This is a genomic window from Mesorhizobium sp. B2-8-9 (assembly GCF_006439475.1).
GTDB lineage: Bacteria > Pseudomonadota > Alphaproteobacteria > Rhizobiales > Rhizobiaceae > Mesorhizobium.
On the sequence record NZ_VFTQ01000008.1, the window covers coordinates 169,894 to 185,830 of the forward strand.

13 protein-coding genes are annotated in these 15,937 nt (G+C 64.6%); 12 read left to right on the plus strand and 1 reads right to left on the minus strand.

Going from position 1 to position 15,937, the window contains the following annotated elements:
- Window positions 1-10 precede the first annotated feature (10 nt).
- Window positions 11-1,165 carry a dihydrodipicolinate synthase family protein gene (locus tag FJ423_RS12825; protein WP_140842169.1) on the minus strand — a complete coding sequence of 385 codons (1,155 nt, stop codon included), beginning with the start codon at window positions 1,163-1,165 and terminating at the stop codon, window positions 11-13.
- A 240-nt stretch (window positions 1,166-1,405) separates the two neighbouring features.
- On the opposite strand from FJ423_RS12825, the gene FJ423_RS12830 reads away from it, so the two are divergent.
- From FJ423_RS12830 to FJ423_RS12890, 12 genes are all read left to right on the plus strand, one after another.
- Window positions 1,406-2,449: a LacI family DNA-binding transcriptional regulator gene (locus tag FJ423_RS12830; protein WP_140842171.1), complete on the plus strand. Its 1,044-nt coding sequence runs from the start codon at window positions 1,406-1,408 to the stop codon at window positions 2,447-2,449.
- Complete coding sequence (locus FJ423_RS12835; protein WP_140842173.1) at window positions 2,446-3,462, plus strand: Gfo/Idh/MocA family oxidoreductase; 1,017 nt, start codon at window positions 2,446-2,448, stop codon at window positions 3,460-3,462. The genes FJ423_RS12830 and FJ423_RS12835 overlap by 4 nt, the downstream gene beginning before the upstream one ends.
- Window positions 3,459-5,060, plus strand: a complete 1,602-nt coding sequence (locus FJ423_RS12840; protein WP_140842175.1) for an acyl CoA:acetate/3-ketoacid CoA transferase — start codon at window positions 3,459-3,461, stop codon at window positions 5,058-5,060. Before FJ423_RS12835 ends, FJ423_RS12840 begins: the two co-directional genes overlap by 4 nt.
- Window positions 5,053-5,826 (plus strand): enoyl-CoA hydratase/isomerase family protein, encoded by a 774-nt coding sequence (locus FJ423_RS12845; RefSeq protein ID WP_140842177.1) that lies wholly within the window; start codon window positions 5,053-5,055, stop codon window positions 5,824-5,826. Before FJ423_RS12840 ends, FJ423_RS12845 begins: the two co-directional genes overlap by 8 nt.
- A 10-nt stretch (window positions 5,827-5,836) precedes the next feature.
- Window positions 5,837-7,348 carry an aldehyde dehydrogenase family protein gene (locus tag FJ423_RS12850; protein ID WP_140842179.1) on the plus strand — a complete coding sequence of 504 codons (1,512 nt, stop codon included), beginning with the start codon at window positions 5,837-5,839 and terminating at the stop codon, window positions 7,346-7,348.
- A gap of 58 nt (window positions 7,349-7,406) precedes the next feature.
- Window positions 7,407-8,660, plus strand: a complete 1,254-nt coding sequence (locus FJ423_RS12855) for an ABC transporter substrate-binding protein (protein ID WP_095766309.1) — start codon at window positions 7,407-7,409, stop codon at window positions 8,658-8,660.
- 126 nt (window positions 8,661-8,786) lie between these two features.
- Entirely contained in the window at window positions 8,787-9,746 is a 960-nt protein-coding gene (locus FJ423_RS12860; RefSeq protein WP_140842181.1) for a sugar ABC transporter permease, read from the plus strand.
- On the plus strand, window positions 9,743-10,687 hold the full coding sequence (locus FJ423_RS12865) for a carbohydrate ABC transporter permease (RefSeq protein ID WP_140842183.1): 945 nt from the start codon (window positions 9,743-9,745) through the stop codon (window positions 10,685-10,687). The genes FJ423_RS12860 and FJ423_RS12865 overlap by 4 nt, the downstream gene beginning before the upstream one ends.
- Before the next feature lie 21 nt (window positions 10,688-10,708).
- Window positions 10,709-11,824, plus strand: coding sequence for an ABC transporter ATP-binding protein (locus FJ423_RS12870; RefSeq protein WP_095766306.1), 1,116 nt, complete (start codon window positions 10,709-10,711; stop codon window positions 11,822-11,824).
- 5 nt (window positions 11,825-11,829) lie between these two features.
- Complete coding sequence (locus FJ423_RS12875; RefSeq protein ID WP_140842185.1) at window positions 11,830-13,332, plus strand: GMC family oxidoreductase; 1,503 nt, start codon at window positions 11,830-11,832, stop codon at window positions 13,330-13,332.
- Between the two features lie 208 nt (window positions 13,333-13,540).
- Window positions 13,541-14,302, plus strand: coding sequence for a 3-ketoacyl-ACP reductase (locus FJ423_RS12885; protein WP_140842187.1), 762 nt, complete (start codon window positions 13,541-13,543; stop codon window positions 14,300-14,302).
- Between the two features lie 6 nt (window positions 14,303-14,308).
- On the plus strand, window positions 14,309-15,937 hold the full coding sequence (locus tag FJ423_RS12890; protein ID WP_140842189.1) for a choline dehydrogenase: 1,629 nt from the start codon (window positions 14,309-14,311) through the stop codon (window positions 15,935-15,937).

Below are 15,937 nucleotides of genomic sequence, written 5' to 3' on the forward strand. Positions count from 1 at the left end.
GGGGACCGGCTTAAACGCCCGCGACCGCCAGCAGGGTCTTCATCCTGGCGATGGCAAGATCGGGGTCGGCCAGCAGCCCGGCCTGGTCGGAGAGCCGGAAGACATCCGCGTAGTGGCATATGCCGCGCGCCGATTGCATGCCGCCCACCATCGTGAAGTGGTCCTGATGCCCGTTCAGCCAGGCCATGAAGACAATGCCGGCCTTGTAGTATTCGGTCGGCGCCTCGAAGATTTTTCGCGACAGCGGCACGGTCGGCGCCATCAGCGCGTCATAGCCGGCCTTGTCACCTTCCGCCAGCTTCGCCAGCGCGGCATTTGCCACCGGCGCGATGGCGTCGAAGATGCCGAGCAGCGCGTGCGAGTGTCTCCTGCCGTCGCCGGCGATCAGTTCGGGATAGTTGAAATCGTCGCCGGTGAACATCACCACCCCGTCGGGCAGCCGGTTGCGCAGAAAGACCTCCTTCTCCGCGTCGAGCAGCGATATCTTGATGCCTTCGACCTTGCCCGCATGCCGCTCGATGATGGCGACGACCGTGTCGAGCGCGGTATCGAAATCGTTGCTGCCCCAATAGCCCTTGAGCGCCGGATCGAACATGTCGCCCAGCCAGTGCAGGATGACCTTGCCCGATGCCTGGGACAGCATGCGGTCATAGACGCGGGCATAATCGTCCGGCCCCTTTGCCACCGCCGCCAGCGCGCGGCTCGCCATCATGATCGCCTTGCCGCCCCCGCCTTCGATGAAGGCGAATTGCTGTTCGTAGGCGCCGATGACGTCGTCGAGCGTCTTGGCCGCCGCCGGCGCCAGGTGATCGGTCCCCGCCCCCGACGCGAGGTCGGCGCCCGGCACCGTTTTGGCTTCCGCGATCGAGCGGCGGATCAGTTCCTTCGCGCTCGGCCAGTCGAAACCCATCCCGCGCTGAGACGTGTCCATGGCTTCGGCGATGCGAAAGCCGAGCCGCCACAGATGATGACGGAACGCCATTGTCCTGTCCCAGTCGACCGCCGGCCGCGACCACGGATCGGTCATGGCGATGGGATCGGCAACGACATGGGCGGCGGCATAGGCGATGCGCGAAAAGCGTGCGCCCTCGATCGGTTCGACCGGTTTGCCGACAAGCCGGTAGCTGACGCGGTCGCCGTTTGCCGCAGGCAAGGTGATGTCCATGGAACTCTCCCGTGCGGTCGCTATAAATGGAACGTTCCAATAAATCAAGAACCTTTATGATTCACGGCATCCAAGCCGGAAGACATTGCGTCTCCTTTGGAATAGCCCTTACATTCATTGAGGTTTTGAACCGCTCCAATCAATTTTTCGAATCTCAGCGGAATCGTGATTGACTCGGATTTGGATCGATGATTAGAACGTTCCAATAGATCTTCTCGAAACTTGGAGGACATGACGAGGATGGCCAGCCGGGCCAAGGCGACGATCCTGGACATCGCCCGCGAGGCCGGCGTGTCCAAATCGACGGTGTCGCTCGTGCTGCAGGGCAGCGGGTTGATCCGGCCTGAAACCGCGACCAGGGTGCGCAAGGCGATCGAGGATGTCGGCTATGTCTACAACCGCGGCGCCGCCAATCTGCGCAAGGCCCATTCCAATGTCATCGGCATGGTGATCAACGATCTCACCAACCCCTTTTTCGCCGAGTTGGCGGTCGGCATGGAGCGCGTCTTCCAGGCGGCGGGCGTCGTCCCCTTCATCGCCAACACGGCGGAAAACCCGGTGCGTCAGGAAGAGGTGCTGAAGTCGCTGATGGAACAGGGCATCGCCGGCCTGATCGTCTCGCCGGCGCGCGGCACCACGCCCGGCACCTTCCGCCGGATAGAGACGGCCGGCGTCCCGATCGTCTTCACCATGCGCAGGCTGCCGGACAGCCGCATTCCGGTGATCGCGCCGGACAATCATCGCGGCGCGGTGCTTGCCGCCGAACACCTGATCCGCAGGGGCCATCGCCGCCTGGCCTTCTTCGGCGGTTCATCCGATCTCGTTGTCTATCAGGAGCGCCTGGGCGGCTTCCTTGAAGCCTGCGAAACGCTCGGCATCCCAGCTTCCGACCGGCTGATCGTCGAGGGCGAGACCAGCCGCAAGGGCGGCATGGCCTGCCTGGAGACGGCCCTTGCCGTGCCGCAGCCACCGACCGCGGCGCTATGCTTCAACGATGCGGTAGCCTTCGGCGTCATGCTGGCATTGCGCAAACGCGGTCTCGAGGCGGGCGCAGACTTTGCCGTGGTCGGCTTCGACGACGTCGCCGAGGCCGAGCACTACAGCCCGGCGCTGACCAGCGTCGCCGTCGACACCGCGGGCCTCGGCGAGCGCGCGGCGCACGTCATGCTGAAGATGATCCAGTCGCGCACCACGCGCGCCGAGAACCATATCGGTGCCGTCAGCCTGGTCGTGCGGGAAAGCAGCGGCCCGGACCGCAACAGCCAAGTGGGAGACGCGGCGTGAGCGTGCGATGGGGACTGATCGGCGCCAGCACGATCGCCAGACAGTTCATGATCGATGCCATCCGCGCGCAGGCCGACGGCGAGGTCGCCGCCGTGATGAGCTCCAGCCCGGAACGGGCCGAGACCTATGCGAGGGAAAACGGCATCGCACGTGCCGTCTCGTCTCTCGACGCGCTGCTCAACTCGGACATCGACGCCGTCTACATCTCGACCACCAACGAATTGCACCTCGAGCAGGGGCTTGCCGCGATCAAGGCCGGCAAGCATGTGCTGTGCGAGAAGCCGCTGGCGCTGACCAGCGCCGATGCGCGTGAGATGGTTGTCGCCGCGAAAGCTGCCGGCATCGTCTTCGGCACCAACCACCATTTGCGCAATGCCGGCGCCCACCGCGCCATGCGGGAGGCAATCGCCGCCGGCCGCATCGGCAAGCCGATCGCGGCGCGCGTCTTTCATTCCGTCTATCTGCCGGAAAACCTGCAGGGTTGGCGCATAACCAAGCCCGAGGCCGGCGGCGGCGTTGTGCTCGATATCACCGTGCATGATGCCGACACGCTGCGCTTCGTGCTGGACGACGACCCCGTCGAGATTTCGGCCTTCACGCAAGCCGCCGGCATGGCCGGCGGCGGACTGGAGGATGGCGCTATGTGCATCTGGCGCTTCAAGTCCGGCATCATCGCGCAGTCGCATGAGGGCTTCACCACGAAATTCGCTGGCACCGGCTTCGAGGTGCATGGCTCGGAAGGCTCGCTGATCGCCGCCAATGTGATGACGCAGAAGCCGGTCGGCTCGGTGCATCTGCGCAGGGCGAGCGGAGAAGAAGAGCTGAGCTTCGACCGCGAGGATCTCTACACCCGCTCGCTGCGCCACTTCCATGCCGCGATCCGCGGCGAAGGCCAGCCAGCCGCCACCGGCGAGGACGGCGTCTGGTCGCTGGCGTCGGCCGAAGCAGCACTGCAATCGTCGAACACCGGCAAGGCCGTCGCTATCGACCCGCAACTTGGGGGCATCGCGTGAGCAAGCTCGTCTCGGCGGCTTATGCCGCCAGCCTGATCAAGGACGGCATGGTCGTGTCGGTGTCGTCGTCGAGCGGGCTCGGCTGCCCCGACGCCGTGCTTACCGCGATCGGCGAGCGTTTCGACGCGGAAGGCCATCCGCAGGCGATCACCACGCTGCATCCGATCGCCGCCGGCGACATGTACGGCATCAAGGGCATCGACCATCTCGCCAAGCCGGGCCTGCTCAAGCGCACGCTCTGCGGCTCCTATCCGTCCGGCCCCTCCTCAGCCGAGCCGCCGGAGATCTGGAAGATGATCGGCGACAATTCGATCGCCGCCTACAACGTGCCATCCGGCATCCTGTTCGACATGCATCGCGAGGCCGCCGCCAAACGTCCCGGCGTGCTGACCAAGGTCGGCCTCGACACATTTGCCGATCCGCGCCACCAGGGTTGCGCCATGAACGCCGCGGCCAGCGAGCCGATCGTCTCGGTTGAGCAGTTCGACGGCGAGGAATGGCTCTATTTCCGCGCCATCGTGCCCAACGTCTCGATCATCCGCGCCACGACGGCCGACGAGCGCGGCAACCTCACCTACGAGCATGAGGGCGCCTATCTCGGCGGGCTGGAGCAGGCGCTGGCCGCCCGCAACAATGGCGGCATCGTCATTGCGCAGGTCAAGCGCGTCGTCGAGAACGGCACCCTGAAGCCGCACGATGTGCGGGTGCCCGGCGTGCTGGTCGACCATATCGTCGTGGCGCCCGACCAGTTGCAGACGACGCAGACGCCTTACGACCCGGCGATCTCGGGCGAGATCTTCCGGCCGCTGTCGACCTTCCGCACGCCGGAGATGAACATCCAGAAGGTCATCGCGCGGCGCGTCGCCATGGAATTGCGCGACGGCATGGCCGTCAACATCGGCTTCGGCATCTCGGCCAATGTGCCGCGCATCCTTCTCGAGGAAGGCCAGCACGGCAAGGTCACCTGGGTGATCGAGCAGGGCGCGGTCGGCGGCGTGCCGCTGCTCGACTTCAAGTTCGGCTGTGCCTCCAACGCCGAGGCGATCATGCCCTCGCCGCACCAGTTCATCTATTTCCAGGCCGGCGGCTTCGACGCCTCGCTGCTGTCCTTCCTGCAGATCGACCGCCACGGCTCGGTCAACGTCTCGAAGCTCTCGGCGCGGCCGCATGTGACCGCCGGCGCCGGCGGCTTCGTCGACATCACCGCGCGCGCGAAGAAGATCGTCTTTTCCGGCTTCTTCAATGCCGGCGCCAAGCTGTCGCTGGCTGGAGGCGCGATCCGCATCGACCAGGAAGGCAAGGTGAAGAAGGTGGTCGCGGAGGTCGAGCACATCTCCTTCTCCGGCAAGCGGGCGGTCACCCAGGGGCAGGACATCACCTATGTCACCGAGCGCTGCGTGATGAAGCTGACGCCGGACGGGCTGATGGTGACGGAACTGGCGCCCGGCATCGACCTCGAACGCGATGTGCTGGCGCAGGCCGAGATCCCGCTCGCTGTGGCGAACGACCTCAAGGTCACGCCTGCGGCGCTTTATCGGGACCGGCCGATCGGCCTGTCGCTCAATGGCGGCGCTTCGCTCGGAGGCGCGCATGGCTGAGCTTGTCACCTTCGAGCGGGACGACGCCATAGGCATCGTCACGCTGCGCCGGCCGGAAAAGTTCAACGCGCTCGACATCCCGATGCTGCGTGCGCTCGAAGCGGCGCTCGACAAAGCGGAACTGGCCGAGGGCGTTCGCGCCGTGCTCATCCGCGGCGAAGGCAAGGGCTTCTGCGCCGGCGGCGACGTCGAGGCCTGGGGTGCCATGAGCGCCGCCGACTTCCAGGTGCAATGGGTGCGCTACGGCCACCGCGTCTTCGATCGGCTGGCGCGGCTCAGGCAGCCGACCATCGCCGTGCTCTCCGGTCATGCGCTGGGCGGTGGGCTGGAACTGGCGGCGGCCTGCGATTTCCGCGTCGCCGAAATGCAGGTCAAGCTCGGCTTCCCCGAAACCTCGATCGGCGTCGTTCCCGGTTGGTCGGGCACGCAGCGCGCGGTACTCCGCTTCGGCGCACAGATCGTGCGCCGGATGGCGATCGGCGGCGAGATTTTCCTGGCATCCGACGCGCTCGCGCACGGTGTCGTCGACCGACTGGTCGAAACAGGCAAGGCTTTCGACGAAGCCAAAGCCTGGGCCGAAAAGATCGCCGAGCGCGGTCCGCTGGCGACGGAGGCCGCCAAGCTGATGATCGGCATCGCCGAGGGCGAGGAAAACGCAGCCGCGACCGAGGCGCTGGCCAGCGGCTTCATCGCGCTCACCGCCGACCTTAAAGCCGGCATCGGCGCTTTCAAGGCCAAGCAGAAGCCGGCCTTTTCGAGATCCTAGAGAAGAGACGATGAACGCACCCCTCAACATTGCCATGCCGGCCGAGGCGTCTGGGGCGCCGAAGGCCTACAAGCTGCTGATCGACGGCAGGCATGTCGATTCCTGCGACGGCCGCAGCATAGAGCGCGCCAGCCCAGGCCACGGCTTCGTCGTGTCCCGTTATGCCCAAGCGGGCGCGGCGGAAGTCGAGGCGGCGGTGCAGGCCGCGCACAAGGCTTTCGAGACCGGTCCGTGGCCGCGCATGAAGGCATCGGAACGCGCAGCGGTTCTGCTGAAGGCTGCCGACCTGATCGAGGCGCGGCTGGAGCAGATCGCGCGGCTCGACGCGCTGGAATCCGGCAAGCCGATCGCCCAGGCGCGCGCAGAGATCGGCGGCGCGATCGACATCTGGCGCTATGCCGCCTCGCTTGCCCGCACGCTGCATGGCGAAAGCTATGCCAATCTGGGCGACTCCATGCTGGGCGTGGTGCTGCGCGAGCCGATCGGCGTCGTCTCGATCATCACGCCGTGGAATTTCCCTTTCCTGATCGTCAGCCAAAAGCTGCCTTTCGCGCTCGCCGCCGGCTGCACGGCGGTGGTGAAGCCGAGCGAGATGACGTCCGCTTCCACTTTCGTGCTCGGCGACATCCTGCTCGAGGCCGGGCTGCCGGCCGGCGTCGTCAACATTCTCGCAGGCTACGGCGCCGATGTCGGCGCGCCGATGGTCGCCCATCCGCTGGTCGAGATGGTCTCCTTCACCGGCTCGACCCGTGTCGGCAAGACAACCATGGCCGCCGCTTCCGATTCCTTGAAGAAGGTTTCGATGGAACTCGGCGGCAAGAACGGCCAGATCGTCTTCCCTGACGCCGACCTCGAGGCCGCTGCGGATGCCGCAGTGTTCGGCGGCTTCTTCAACGCCGGCGAATGCTGCAATGCCGGCAGCCGCCTGATCGTGCATGAGGCGATCGCCGACGACTTCCTCAACGCGGTCAAGGCGCTGTCCCAGAAGGTCCGCGTCGGCGATCCGCTCGACGACCGCACCAAGGTCGGCGCGATGATCTCGGCCGACCATATGGAAAAGGTAGCCGGCTATGTGACAGCGGCGAAGACCGACGGCGGCAGCGTTTTCGCCGGTGGCGCGCGGCTTCCATCAAACGCCGGTCAATATCTCGATCCGACCATCATCCGTGACGTCACGGAGGATATGGCGATCGCGCGCGAGGAAGTGTTCGGACCAGTGCTGTCCGTGCTCACTTTTGAAACGATTGAAGAGGCATTGCGCATTGCCAACAACACGCCCTATGGTCTGTCTGCAGGGGTGTGGAGCGCCGGTATCGACACGTGCATGTCGGTGGCGCGCGGCGTGCGTTCGGGGACGGTTTGGGTGAATACGTTCATGGAAGGTTATCCCGAACTGCCCTTCGGCGGCTACAAGCAGTCGGGTCTGGGACGCGAACTCGGCAAACGCGCTGTCGAGGATTATACCGAGGAAAAGACTATCCAGTTTCATCGCGGCCAGCGCACCGGATGGTGGGTCGGCTGAGTTGGGAGACCCCGGCGGACACCCGCCGGTTCTGTGAATGCAACAAGGGAGGTAGTACATGTTGCGCAAACTGCTTATCGGAACGGCTCTTGCGACGAGCTTTGCGTTCTCGGCGCACGCCGCGGACGTCAAGGAAGTGCAGATGCTGCATTGGTGGACGTCGGGCGGCGAAGCGGCTGCTCTGAACGTGCTGAAGCAGGATCTGGCCAAGGAAGGCTATGCCTGGAAGGACGTGCCGGTGGCCGGCGGCGGCGGCGATGCCGCCATGACCGCGCTGAAGGCGATGGTCGCGGCCGGCAACTATCCGACCGCCTCGCAGATGCTCGGCTACACCGTGCTCGACTATGCCGCCGCCGGCGTCATGGGCGACCTCACCGAGACCGCCAAGAAGGAAGGCTGGGACAAGTCGGTTCCGGCCGCCCTGCAGAAGTTCTCCGTCTATGACGGCAAATGGGTCGCCGCCCCGGTCAACGTCCACTCGGTCAACTGGCTGTGGATCAACAAGGCGGTGATGGAGAAGATCGGCGGCACCGAGCCGAAGACCTTCGACGACTTCGTGGCGTTGCTCGACAAGGCCAAGGCCGCGGGCGTCATCCCGCTGGCACTCGGCGGCCAGAACTGGCAGGAAGCGACCATGTTCGATTCCGTCGTGCTGTCGACCGGCGGACCGGAATTCTACAAGAAGGCGATGAACGACCTCGACGAAGAGTCGCTCAAGTCCGACACGATGAAGAAGTCGTTCGACAACCTCGCCAAGCTCGTCAAATATGTCGACCCGAACTTCTCGGGCCGCGACTGGAACCTCGCCACCGCCATGGTCATCAAGGGCGATGCGCTGGTCCAGGTCATGGGCGACTGGGCCAAGGGCGAGTTCCACGCCGCCAACAAGACCCCGGGCACCGACTTCCTGTGCTACCGCTTCCCGGGCACCGACGGCTCGGTGATCTACAACTCCGACATGTTCGGCATGTTCAACGTGCCGGAGGACCGCAAGGCCGCTCAGGTGGCACTCGCCACCGCCACTTTGTCGAAGAGCTTCCAGTCGGCTTTCAACGTCGTGAAGGGTTCGGTCCCGGCCCGCACCGACGTGCCTGATACCGACTTCGATGCTTGCGGCAAGAAGGGCATCGCCGACCTGAAGAAGGCCAATGAGGGCGGCACGTTGTTCGGCTCGCTGGCGCAGGGCTACGGCGCCCCGCCGGCCGTCGCCAACGCTTACAAGGATGTCGTGTCGAAGTTCGTCCATGGTCAGATCAAGACCTCCGACGAAGCCGTGACCGAGCTGGTCAAGGCGATTGACGACGCCAAGTAAGCCGTTGCTTGAACTCGGATCTCCCCCGCTTCGGCGGGGGAGGTTCTCCGTCGACAAAAGGTGCGGGAAAGACCCTGGCGCGTTTCGCGCCGGGCGGTTTCCGACCAACCGGTACTGGACGAGCCTATGAGCACAGTCGCCGAAACCCAGATCAAGCTGACACCAGAGCATGACGCCCGTCCTGGCGCGTCGGTCCGGTCGCGGCTGCAGGACCTGTTGCCGAAGATCGTTTTGGCGCCGAGTTTCGCGGCGACGATCGTCTTCGTCTATGGCTTCATCCTGTGGACGATCTATCTGTCCTTCACCAATTCCAAGACATTCCCGTCCTATGCCGTCACCGGAGCCCGCGCCTATCAGCGGCTGTGGCGCTGGACCTTCGAGAGCGACCCGCCGTCGAGCTGGTACACCTCGATCACCAATATGGGCATATTCGGCTTCCTCTACATCCTGATCTGCCTGGCGCTCGGCCTGTTCCTGGCCATCCTGCTCGACCAGAAGATCCGCGGCGAAGGCGTGCTCAGGCCGATCTACCTCTACCCGATGGCGCTCTCCTTCATCGTCACCGGCGTCGCCTGGAAATGGTTCCTCGATCCCGGCCTCGGGCTGGAACAGACGCTGCATCAGTGGGGCTGGACGAGCTTTCATTTCGACTGGATCAAGAACAAGGATTTCGTCATCTACACGGTGGTGATCGCCGGCGTCTGGCAGGCGTCCGGCTTCGTCATGGCGATGTTCCTGGCCGGCCTGCGCGGCATCGACGGCGAGATCATGAAGGCCGCGCAGATCGACGGCGCGTCCACCTTCCAGCTCTACCGCCGCATCGTCATCCCGCTGCTCAGGCCCGTCTTCCTATCGGCCTTCATCGTGCTCGCGCACCTGGCCATCAAGTCCTATGACCTTGTCGTGGCGCTGACCAGCGGCGGGCCCGGCGGCTCAGCCTGGCTGCCGTCCAACTTCATGTATGAGTTCACCTTCAAGCGCAACGAAATGGCAGTCGGCTCGGCAAGCGCGGTGATCATGCTGATGACCATCACCGCCATCATCGTTCCGTATCTCTATTCCGAGCTCAGGGAGAAGTCGCGATGAGCGCCGTCGCTTCACCCGCCAGCCAAGCCGCAAGCGGCGCCCGCGCCAGGACGCTCAACCGCATCGTCATCTACGGCCTGCTGGCGCTGTTCGCGATCTTCTATCTGATGCCGCTCTTCGTCATGCTGGTCACCTCGTTCAAGACCATGGACGAGATCCAGAACGGCAACATGCTGTCGCTGCCGCATGCGCCGACCTTCGCGCCATGGATAAAGGCGTGGAGCGAAGTCTGCTCGGGCCTGACCTGCGTCGGCATGAAGGGCTATTTCTGGAACTCCATCAAGATGGTCGTGCCGGCGGTGGCGATCTCGACGCTGCTCGGCGCGCTCAACGGCTATGTGCTGACCAAATGGCGCTTCCGCGGCCATACGCTGGTTTTTGCCATGATGCTGTTCGCCTGCTTTATCCCGTTCCAGTCGGTGCTGTTGCCGATGGCCACGATCCTCGGCAGCCTCGGCCGCTTTGGCGTCACCCTGCAGAACGCGACCGGGTTCAACTTCGGTCTCGGCAATTCCACCGTGAACCTGGTCTTCGTCCATGTGGTCTACGGCCTCGGCTTCACAACGCTGTTCTTCCGCAATTATTACGAGGCCTTTCCGACCGAGTTGGTGAAGGCGGCACAGGTCGACGGCGCGTCCTTCTTCCAGATATTTCGGCGCATCATGCTGCCCAATTCGCTGCCGATCATCGTTGTGACGGTGATCTACCAGTTCACCAACATATGGAACGACTTCCTGTTCGCCTCCGCCTATGCCGGCTCCGGCGACGTGATGCCGATGACGGTGGCGCTGAACAATGTCGTCAACACCTCGACCGGCGTGGTCGAATACAACGTCAACATGGCGGCGGCGATGATTGCCGCGCTCCCCACCCTGATCGTCTATGTCGTCGCCGGCCGCTATTTCGTGCGCGGGCTGATGGCGGGCGCGGTCAAGGGCTGACCACATTCGGAAGGAACGACCATGGCTTTTCTGGAAATTGATGGGCTGAAGAAGCGCTTCGGGAATGTCGAGATCCTGAAGGGCATCGATGTCGAGCTCGAAAAGGGCGGCTTCCTGGTGCTCGTCGGCCCTTCCGGCTGCGGCAAGTCTACGCTGCTCAACACCATTGCCGGTCTGGAGCAGATCACCGAGGGCGAGATCCGCGTCGACGGCCGCGCGATCAACGACCTGCATCCTTCGAAGCGCGACATCGCCATGGTGTTCCAGAGCTATGCGCTCTACCCGAATATGACGGTTGCCGGCAACATCGCCTTCGGCATGGAGATGCGCGGCGTGCCGGCGGCGGAACGCCAGGCGGCGATCGACAAGGTGGCGAAGATCCTGCAGATCGGCCATCTCCTCAACCGCAAGCCCAGCCAGCTTTCCGGCGGCCAGCGGCAGCGCGTCGCCATGGGCCGGGCGCTGGTGCGCGACCCAAAGCTCTTCCTGTTCGACGAGCCGCTCTCCAATCTCGACGCCAAGCTGCGCGTCGACATGCGCATCGAGATCAAGCGCCTGCACGCCACGACCGGCACGACCATTGTCTACGTCACGCATGACCAGATCGAGGCGATGACGCTGGCGACCAAGATCGCCGTCATGCGCGACGGCGAGGTGCAGCAATTCGGCACGCCGGCCGAAATCTACAACAACCCGACCAACATCTTTGTCGCCGACTTCATGGGCTCACCGGCGATGAACCTGATCCCGGCCAAGATCGATGCTAACGGCAGCGGGCTGTCGGTGGTTCTGGACCGCGAAGCGCGCCAGCCGATCGTGCTGCCGATGCCCGGCGCGCCCACCGGCCTTGCGGCCTTCAAGGACAAGCCGGTGATCTTCGGCGTGCGCCCCGAAGCGCTGACCGACCCGGAAGGCGCCGAGCGCAATGGCTCCAATATCGCCACCGCCGACTGTCACATCGAAGTGGTCGAGCCGGCGGGTTCGGACACTTTCGCCGTCACCAATCTGGGCGGCAAGGGCGTGGTGGCGCGGCTGAGAGCTGATGCGAATATCCAGCCCGGCACCAGCACGCCTTTGGCCTTCAACCTCAGCAAGGCGGTGTTCTTCGACCCGGCGACCGAGAAGCGCATTCTTTAAAAGCTATGGCAAACCCGGATATCGTCATCATCGGCTCCGGCATCGGCGGCGCCACGATCGCCTCCGGCTTGGCCGGCAGCGGCGCCTCGATCCTGATCCTGGAGCGTGGCGAGCCGCTGCCCGCGACGCCGCATGCGCGCTCGACGCGCTCCATCTTCATCGACGAGCACTACCGGCCGAAGGAGATGTGGCGCGAGGCCGGCGGCGCTGCCTTCAACCCGGGCAACTACTACTATGTCGGCGGCAATTCGAAGTTCTTCGGCGCGGTCCTGATCCGTTATCGCAAGGAGGATTTTTCCGAGCTCGAGCATTTCGGCGGCGTCTCGCCGGCCTGGCCGTTTTCCTATGACGAATTCGAGCCATGGTATTCGAAGGCCGAGCAGTTGTTTCGGGTTCGCGGCGCGCTGGGCGAAGACCCGACCGAGCCGTTCCATTCGATCCCCTATGCCTTCAAGCCGGTGCCGGACGAGCCGCCGATCGCGCGCGCCCGCGCCGAACTGAAGAGCCTTGGACTGCACCCCGCTTCGCTGCCGCTCGGCGTCGACATCGAGGCCTGGCTGAAAGAAGGCAAGACGGGCTGGGACGCCTTCCCCAACACCGGCCAGGGCAAGATCGACGCCCAGACCGGACCGCTGACGGCGGCGCTCACCGACAAGAACATGCGGCTCGAAACCGGCGCGCATGTCGACTGGCTCGAAACCGCGCCGGACGGCAGGTCGATCGCCGCCATCCACTATACCCAGAACGGCGCGCACAAGACGCTGTCGCCGAAGCTCGTCATCCTGTCCGCCGGCGCGATCAATTCGGCCGCCATCCTGCTGCGCTCGCCCTCCGCTGCCGGCAACGGCCTCGCCAACGGCTCCGACCAGGTCGGGCGCAATTTCATGAACCACAATTCGAGCGCGATGCTGGCGATCGACCCGCGCCGCCGCAACGATAGCGTCTACCAGAAGACGCTGATGCTCAACGACTATTATCTGTCGGACGGCAAGGGCGGCAAGCCGCTCGGCAATGTGCAGCTGCTCGGCAAGATCGACGGCAACATGCTGAAGGCCAATGTGAAGAGGATGCCGAAATTCGTGCTCGACTTCATGGCCGGCCACGCCGTCGACTGGTATCTGATGTGCGAGGACCTGCCCGATCCCGAAAGCCGCATCATGGTCGATGGCAAGGAGATCATCATGCAGTGGCGGCGCTCCAACATGCAGTCGCTGGATGGCCTGACCAAGGTCATGCGCGAGAACCTTCGCGCCTGCGGCTATCCGATCGTGCTGTCGCGGCCCTTCGACAAGCGCACGCCGTCGCACCAATGCGGCACCGTGAAGATGGGCAACGACCCCGCAACATCGCCGCTCGACCCCTTCTGCCGTGCCTGGGACCATCCAAACCTGTTCGTCGTCGACGGCGGCTTCCTGCCGACATCGGCCGCCGTCAACCCGGCGCTGTCGATCGCCGCGCAGGCGCTGCGGGTTGCCGACTATCTCCGCAGGACGGAGCTTTCTTCATGATAGGCCGGCGCCGCCCCTCATCCGCCTGCCGGCACCTTCTCCCCGTAAACGGGGAGAAGAAGGCTGGCCGCAACGCCGGCACCCACTCTGCAGCTCTGGCGATTGGCGAAGCCGGCGACAAAGGCTTCCTTCTCCCCGTCACTATACGGGGAGAAGTGCCCGGTAGGGCGATGAGGGGCGGCGCTGGCATCCAAAAGGCCAGTCTCCAATGACCCGCCCCGCGGCCATTGTCACCGGCGGCGCGCGTGGCATCGGCCTCGCTTGCGCCGAAGCGCTGGCGGATGCCGGCTTCGACATTTTGATCGCCGATCTTGCGAAGAAGCCTGCAGCCGGACTCGCCGAAAACATCAATACGCGCGGCGCGAAGTTCGCTTACGCCCAATGCGACATCGCTGACCTCGCAAGCCACCCTGCGCTCCTTGGTGCTGCAATCAACGCCTTCGCCGGCATCGATTGCCTGGTCAACAATGCCGGCGTCGGCGCCGTCGTGCGCGGCGATCTGTTGGAGCTGAAGCCGGAGAATTTCGACCGCGCTCTGGATATCAACCTGCGCGGTACAGTGTTCCTCAGCCAGGCCGTCGCCAAGGTCATGCTTGCGGCACCCGCAAACGCCGTCCGATCGATCATCACCATCACCTCGGTGAGCGCCGCCATGGCTTCGCCGGAACGTGCCGACTACTGCATCTCCAAGGCCGGGCTTTCGATGTGGGTGAAGAACCTGGCGCTGCGGCTCGCACCCGAAAATATCGGCGTGTTCGAGGTCCGGCCGGGCATCATCCGAACCGATATGACGGCTGGCGTTTCCGCCAAATATGACGCGCTGATCGAGGGTGGGCTGGTGCCGGCAAAACGCTGGGGCGAGGCAGGCGATATCGGCACTGTCGTGGCCGCGCTTGCCTCCGGAAAGTTCGCCTTTTCGACCGGATCGGTCATCGATGTCGACGGCGCGCTCTCCGTGCCACGCTTGTGAGGAACAATGGCTGATTACATCATTGTTGGCGCCGGTCCGGCCGGCTGCGTTCTCGCCAACCGGCTGAGCGAGGATCCGTCCAATTCCGTTCTGCTTCTGGAGGCCGGCGGCAAGGACTGGCATCCGCTGATCCATATGCCGGCGGGCTTTGCCAAGATGACCAAGGGCATCGCCTCCTGGGGCTGGTCGACAGTGCCGCAGAGGCACATGAAGGACCGCGTCTTCTGGTACACGCAGGCCAAGGTGGTCGGCGGCGGCTCATCGATCAACGCCCAGATCTACACGCGCGGCAATGCCCGCGACTATGATGCCTGGGAGAAGGAAGAGGGACTGGCCGGCTGGGGCTATCGAGATGTGCTGCCCTATTTCAAGCGCGCCGAGAACAACCAGCGCTTCGCCAACGACTATCACGGCGACCAGGGTCCGCTTGGCGTCTCCAACCCGATCTCGCCGCTGCCGATCTGCGAGGCCTATTTTCGCGCCGGGCAGGAAATGGGCATTCCGTTCAACTCCGACTTCAACGGCGCCAGCCAGGAAGGCGTCGGCTACTATCAGCTGACGCAGAAGGATGCGCGGCGTTCATCAGCCTCCGTGGCCTATCTGAAGCCGATCGGCACGCGCAAGAACCTGACGGTCAGGACCGATGTGCTCGTCACCCGGGTCGTCGTCGAGAAGGGTCGCGCCGTCGGCGTCGAGATCGTCGGCAAGCCGGGTGGCGAAAAGACGATCCTGCGCGCCGAACGCGAGGTGATCGTCTCGTCGGGCGCGATCGGCTCGCCCAAGCTCCTCATGCAATCGGGCATCGGCCCGGCCGACCATCTGAAATCGGTCGGCGTCACGCCGGTGCATGACCTGCCCGGCGTTGGCTCCAACATGCAGGACCATCTCGACCTGTTCGTCATCGCCGAATGCACCGGCGACCACACCTATGACAATTACGCCAAGCTGCACCGCACGATGTGGGCCGGCTTGCAATATCTGCTGCTCAAGAAGGGCCCCGTCGCCTCGAGCCTGTTCGAGACCGGCGGCTTCTGGTACGCAGACCCGACCGCCGCCTCGCCCGACATCCAGTTCCATCTCGGCCTCGGCTCCGGCATCGAGGCCGGCGTCGAGAAGCTGAAGAATCCGGGTGTGACGCTGAACTCCGCCTTCCTGCGCCCGCGCTCGCGCGGCACGGTGCGACTGAAGAGCGCCGACCCGGCCGACCACCCGCTGATCGATCCGAACTACTGGTCCGATCCTTACGACCGCGACATGTCGATCAAGGGCCTGCGGCTGGCCCGCGAGATCATGCGGCAGAAGGCGCTGCAGCCCTATGTGCTGCGCGAGGTGCTGCCCGGCCCTGCCCTGCAAAGCGACGCGGACCTTTTCGACTACGCCTGCCGCACGTCGAAGACCGACCACCACCCCGTCGGCACCTGCCGCATGGGGCATGATGCGATGGCCGTGGTGACGCCGGATTTGAGGCTGCGCGGCATCGAAGGTCTCCGCGTCTGCGATGCGTCGGTGATGCCGCGCGTTCCCTCCTCCAACACCAATGCGCCGACGATCATGGTCGGTGAAAAGGGCGCCGACCTCATCCTCGGCCGCGAGCCGCTGCCGCCGGCCGTGTTCAAGGGCAACCAGGCGGCATGA

What these genes read in the sequence shown, in the direction of transcription:
- FJ423_RS12825 (WP_140842169.1), bottom strand. Translation starts at nt 1,165, where the DNA reads ATGGACATCACCTTGCCTGCGGCAAACGGCGACCGCGTCAGCTACCGG.
- FJ423_RS12830 (WP_140842171.1), top strand. Translation starts at nt 1,406, where the DNA reads ATGGCCAGCCGGGCCAAGGCGACGATCCTGGACATCGCCCGCGAGGCC.
- FJ423_RS12845 (WP_140842177.1), top strand. Translation starts at nt 5,053, where the DNA reads ATGGCTGAGCTTGTCACCTTCGAGCGGGACGACGCCATAGGCATCGTC.
- FJ423_RS12850 (WP_140842179.1), top strand. Translation starts at nt 5,837, where the DNA reads ATGAACGCACCCCTCAACATTGCCATGCCGGCCGAGGCGTCTGGGGCG.
- FJ423_RS12855 (WP_095766309.1), top strand. Translation starts at nt 7,407, where the DNA reads ATGTTGCGCAAACTGCTTATCGGAACGGCTCTTGCGACGAGCTTTGCG.
- FJ423_RS12860 (WP_140842181.1), top strand. Translation starts at nt 8,787, where the DNA reads ATGAGCACAGTCGCCGAAACCCAGATCAAGCTGACACCAGAGCATGAC.
- FJ423_RS12865 (WP_140842183.1), top strand. Translation starts at nt 9,743, where the DNA reads ATGAGCGCCGTCGCTTCACCCGCCAGCCAAGCCGCAAGCGGCGCCCGC.
- FJ423_RS12870 (WP_095766306.1), top strand. Translation starts at nt 10,709, where the DNA reads ATGGCTTTTCTGGAAATTGATGGGCTGAAGAAGCGCTTCGGGAATGTC.
- FJ423_RS12875 (WP_140842185.1), top strand. Translation starts at nt 11,830, where the DNA reads ATGGCAAACCCGGATATCGTCATCATCGGCTCCGGCATCGGCGGCGCC.
- FJ423_RS12885 (WP_140842187.1), top strand. Translation starts at nt 13,541, where the DNA reads ATGACCCGCCCCGCGGCCATTGTCACCGGCGGCGCGCGTGGCATCGGC.
- FJ423_RS12890 (WP_140842189.1), top strand. Translation starts at nt 14,309, where the DNA reads ATGGCTGATTACATCATTGTTGGCGCCGGTCCGGCCGGCTGCGTTCTC.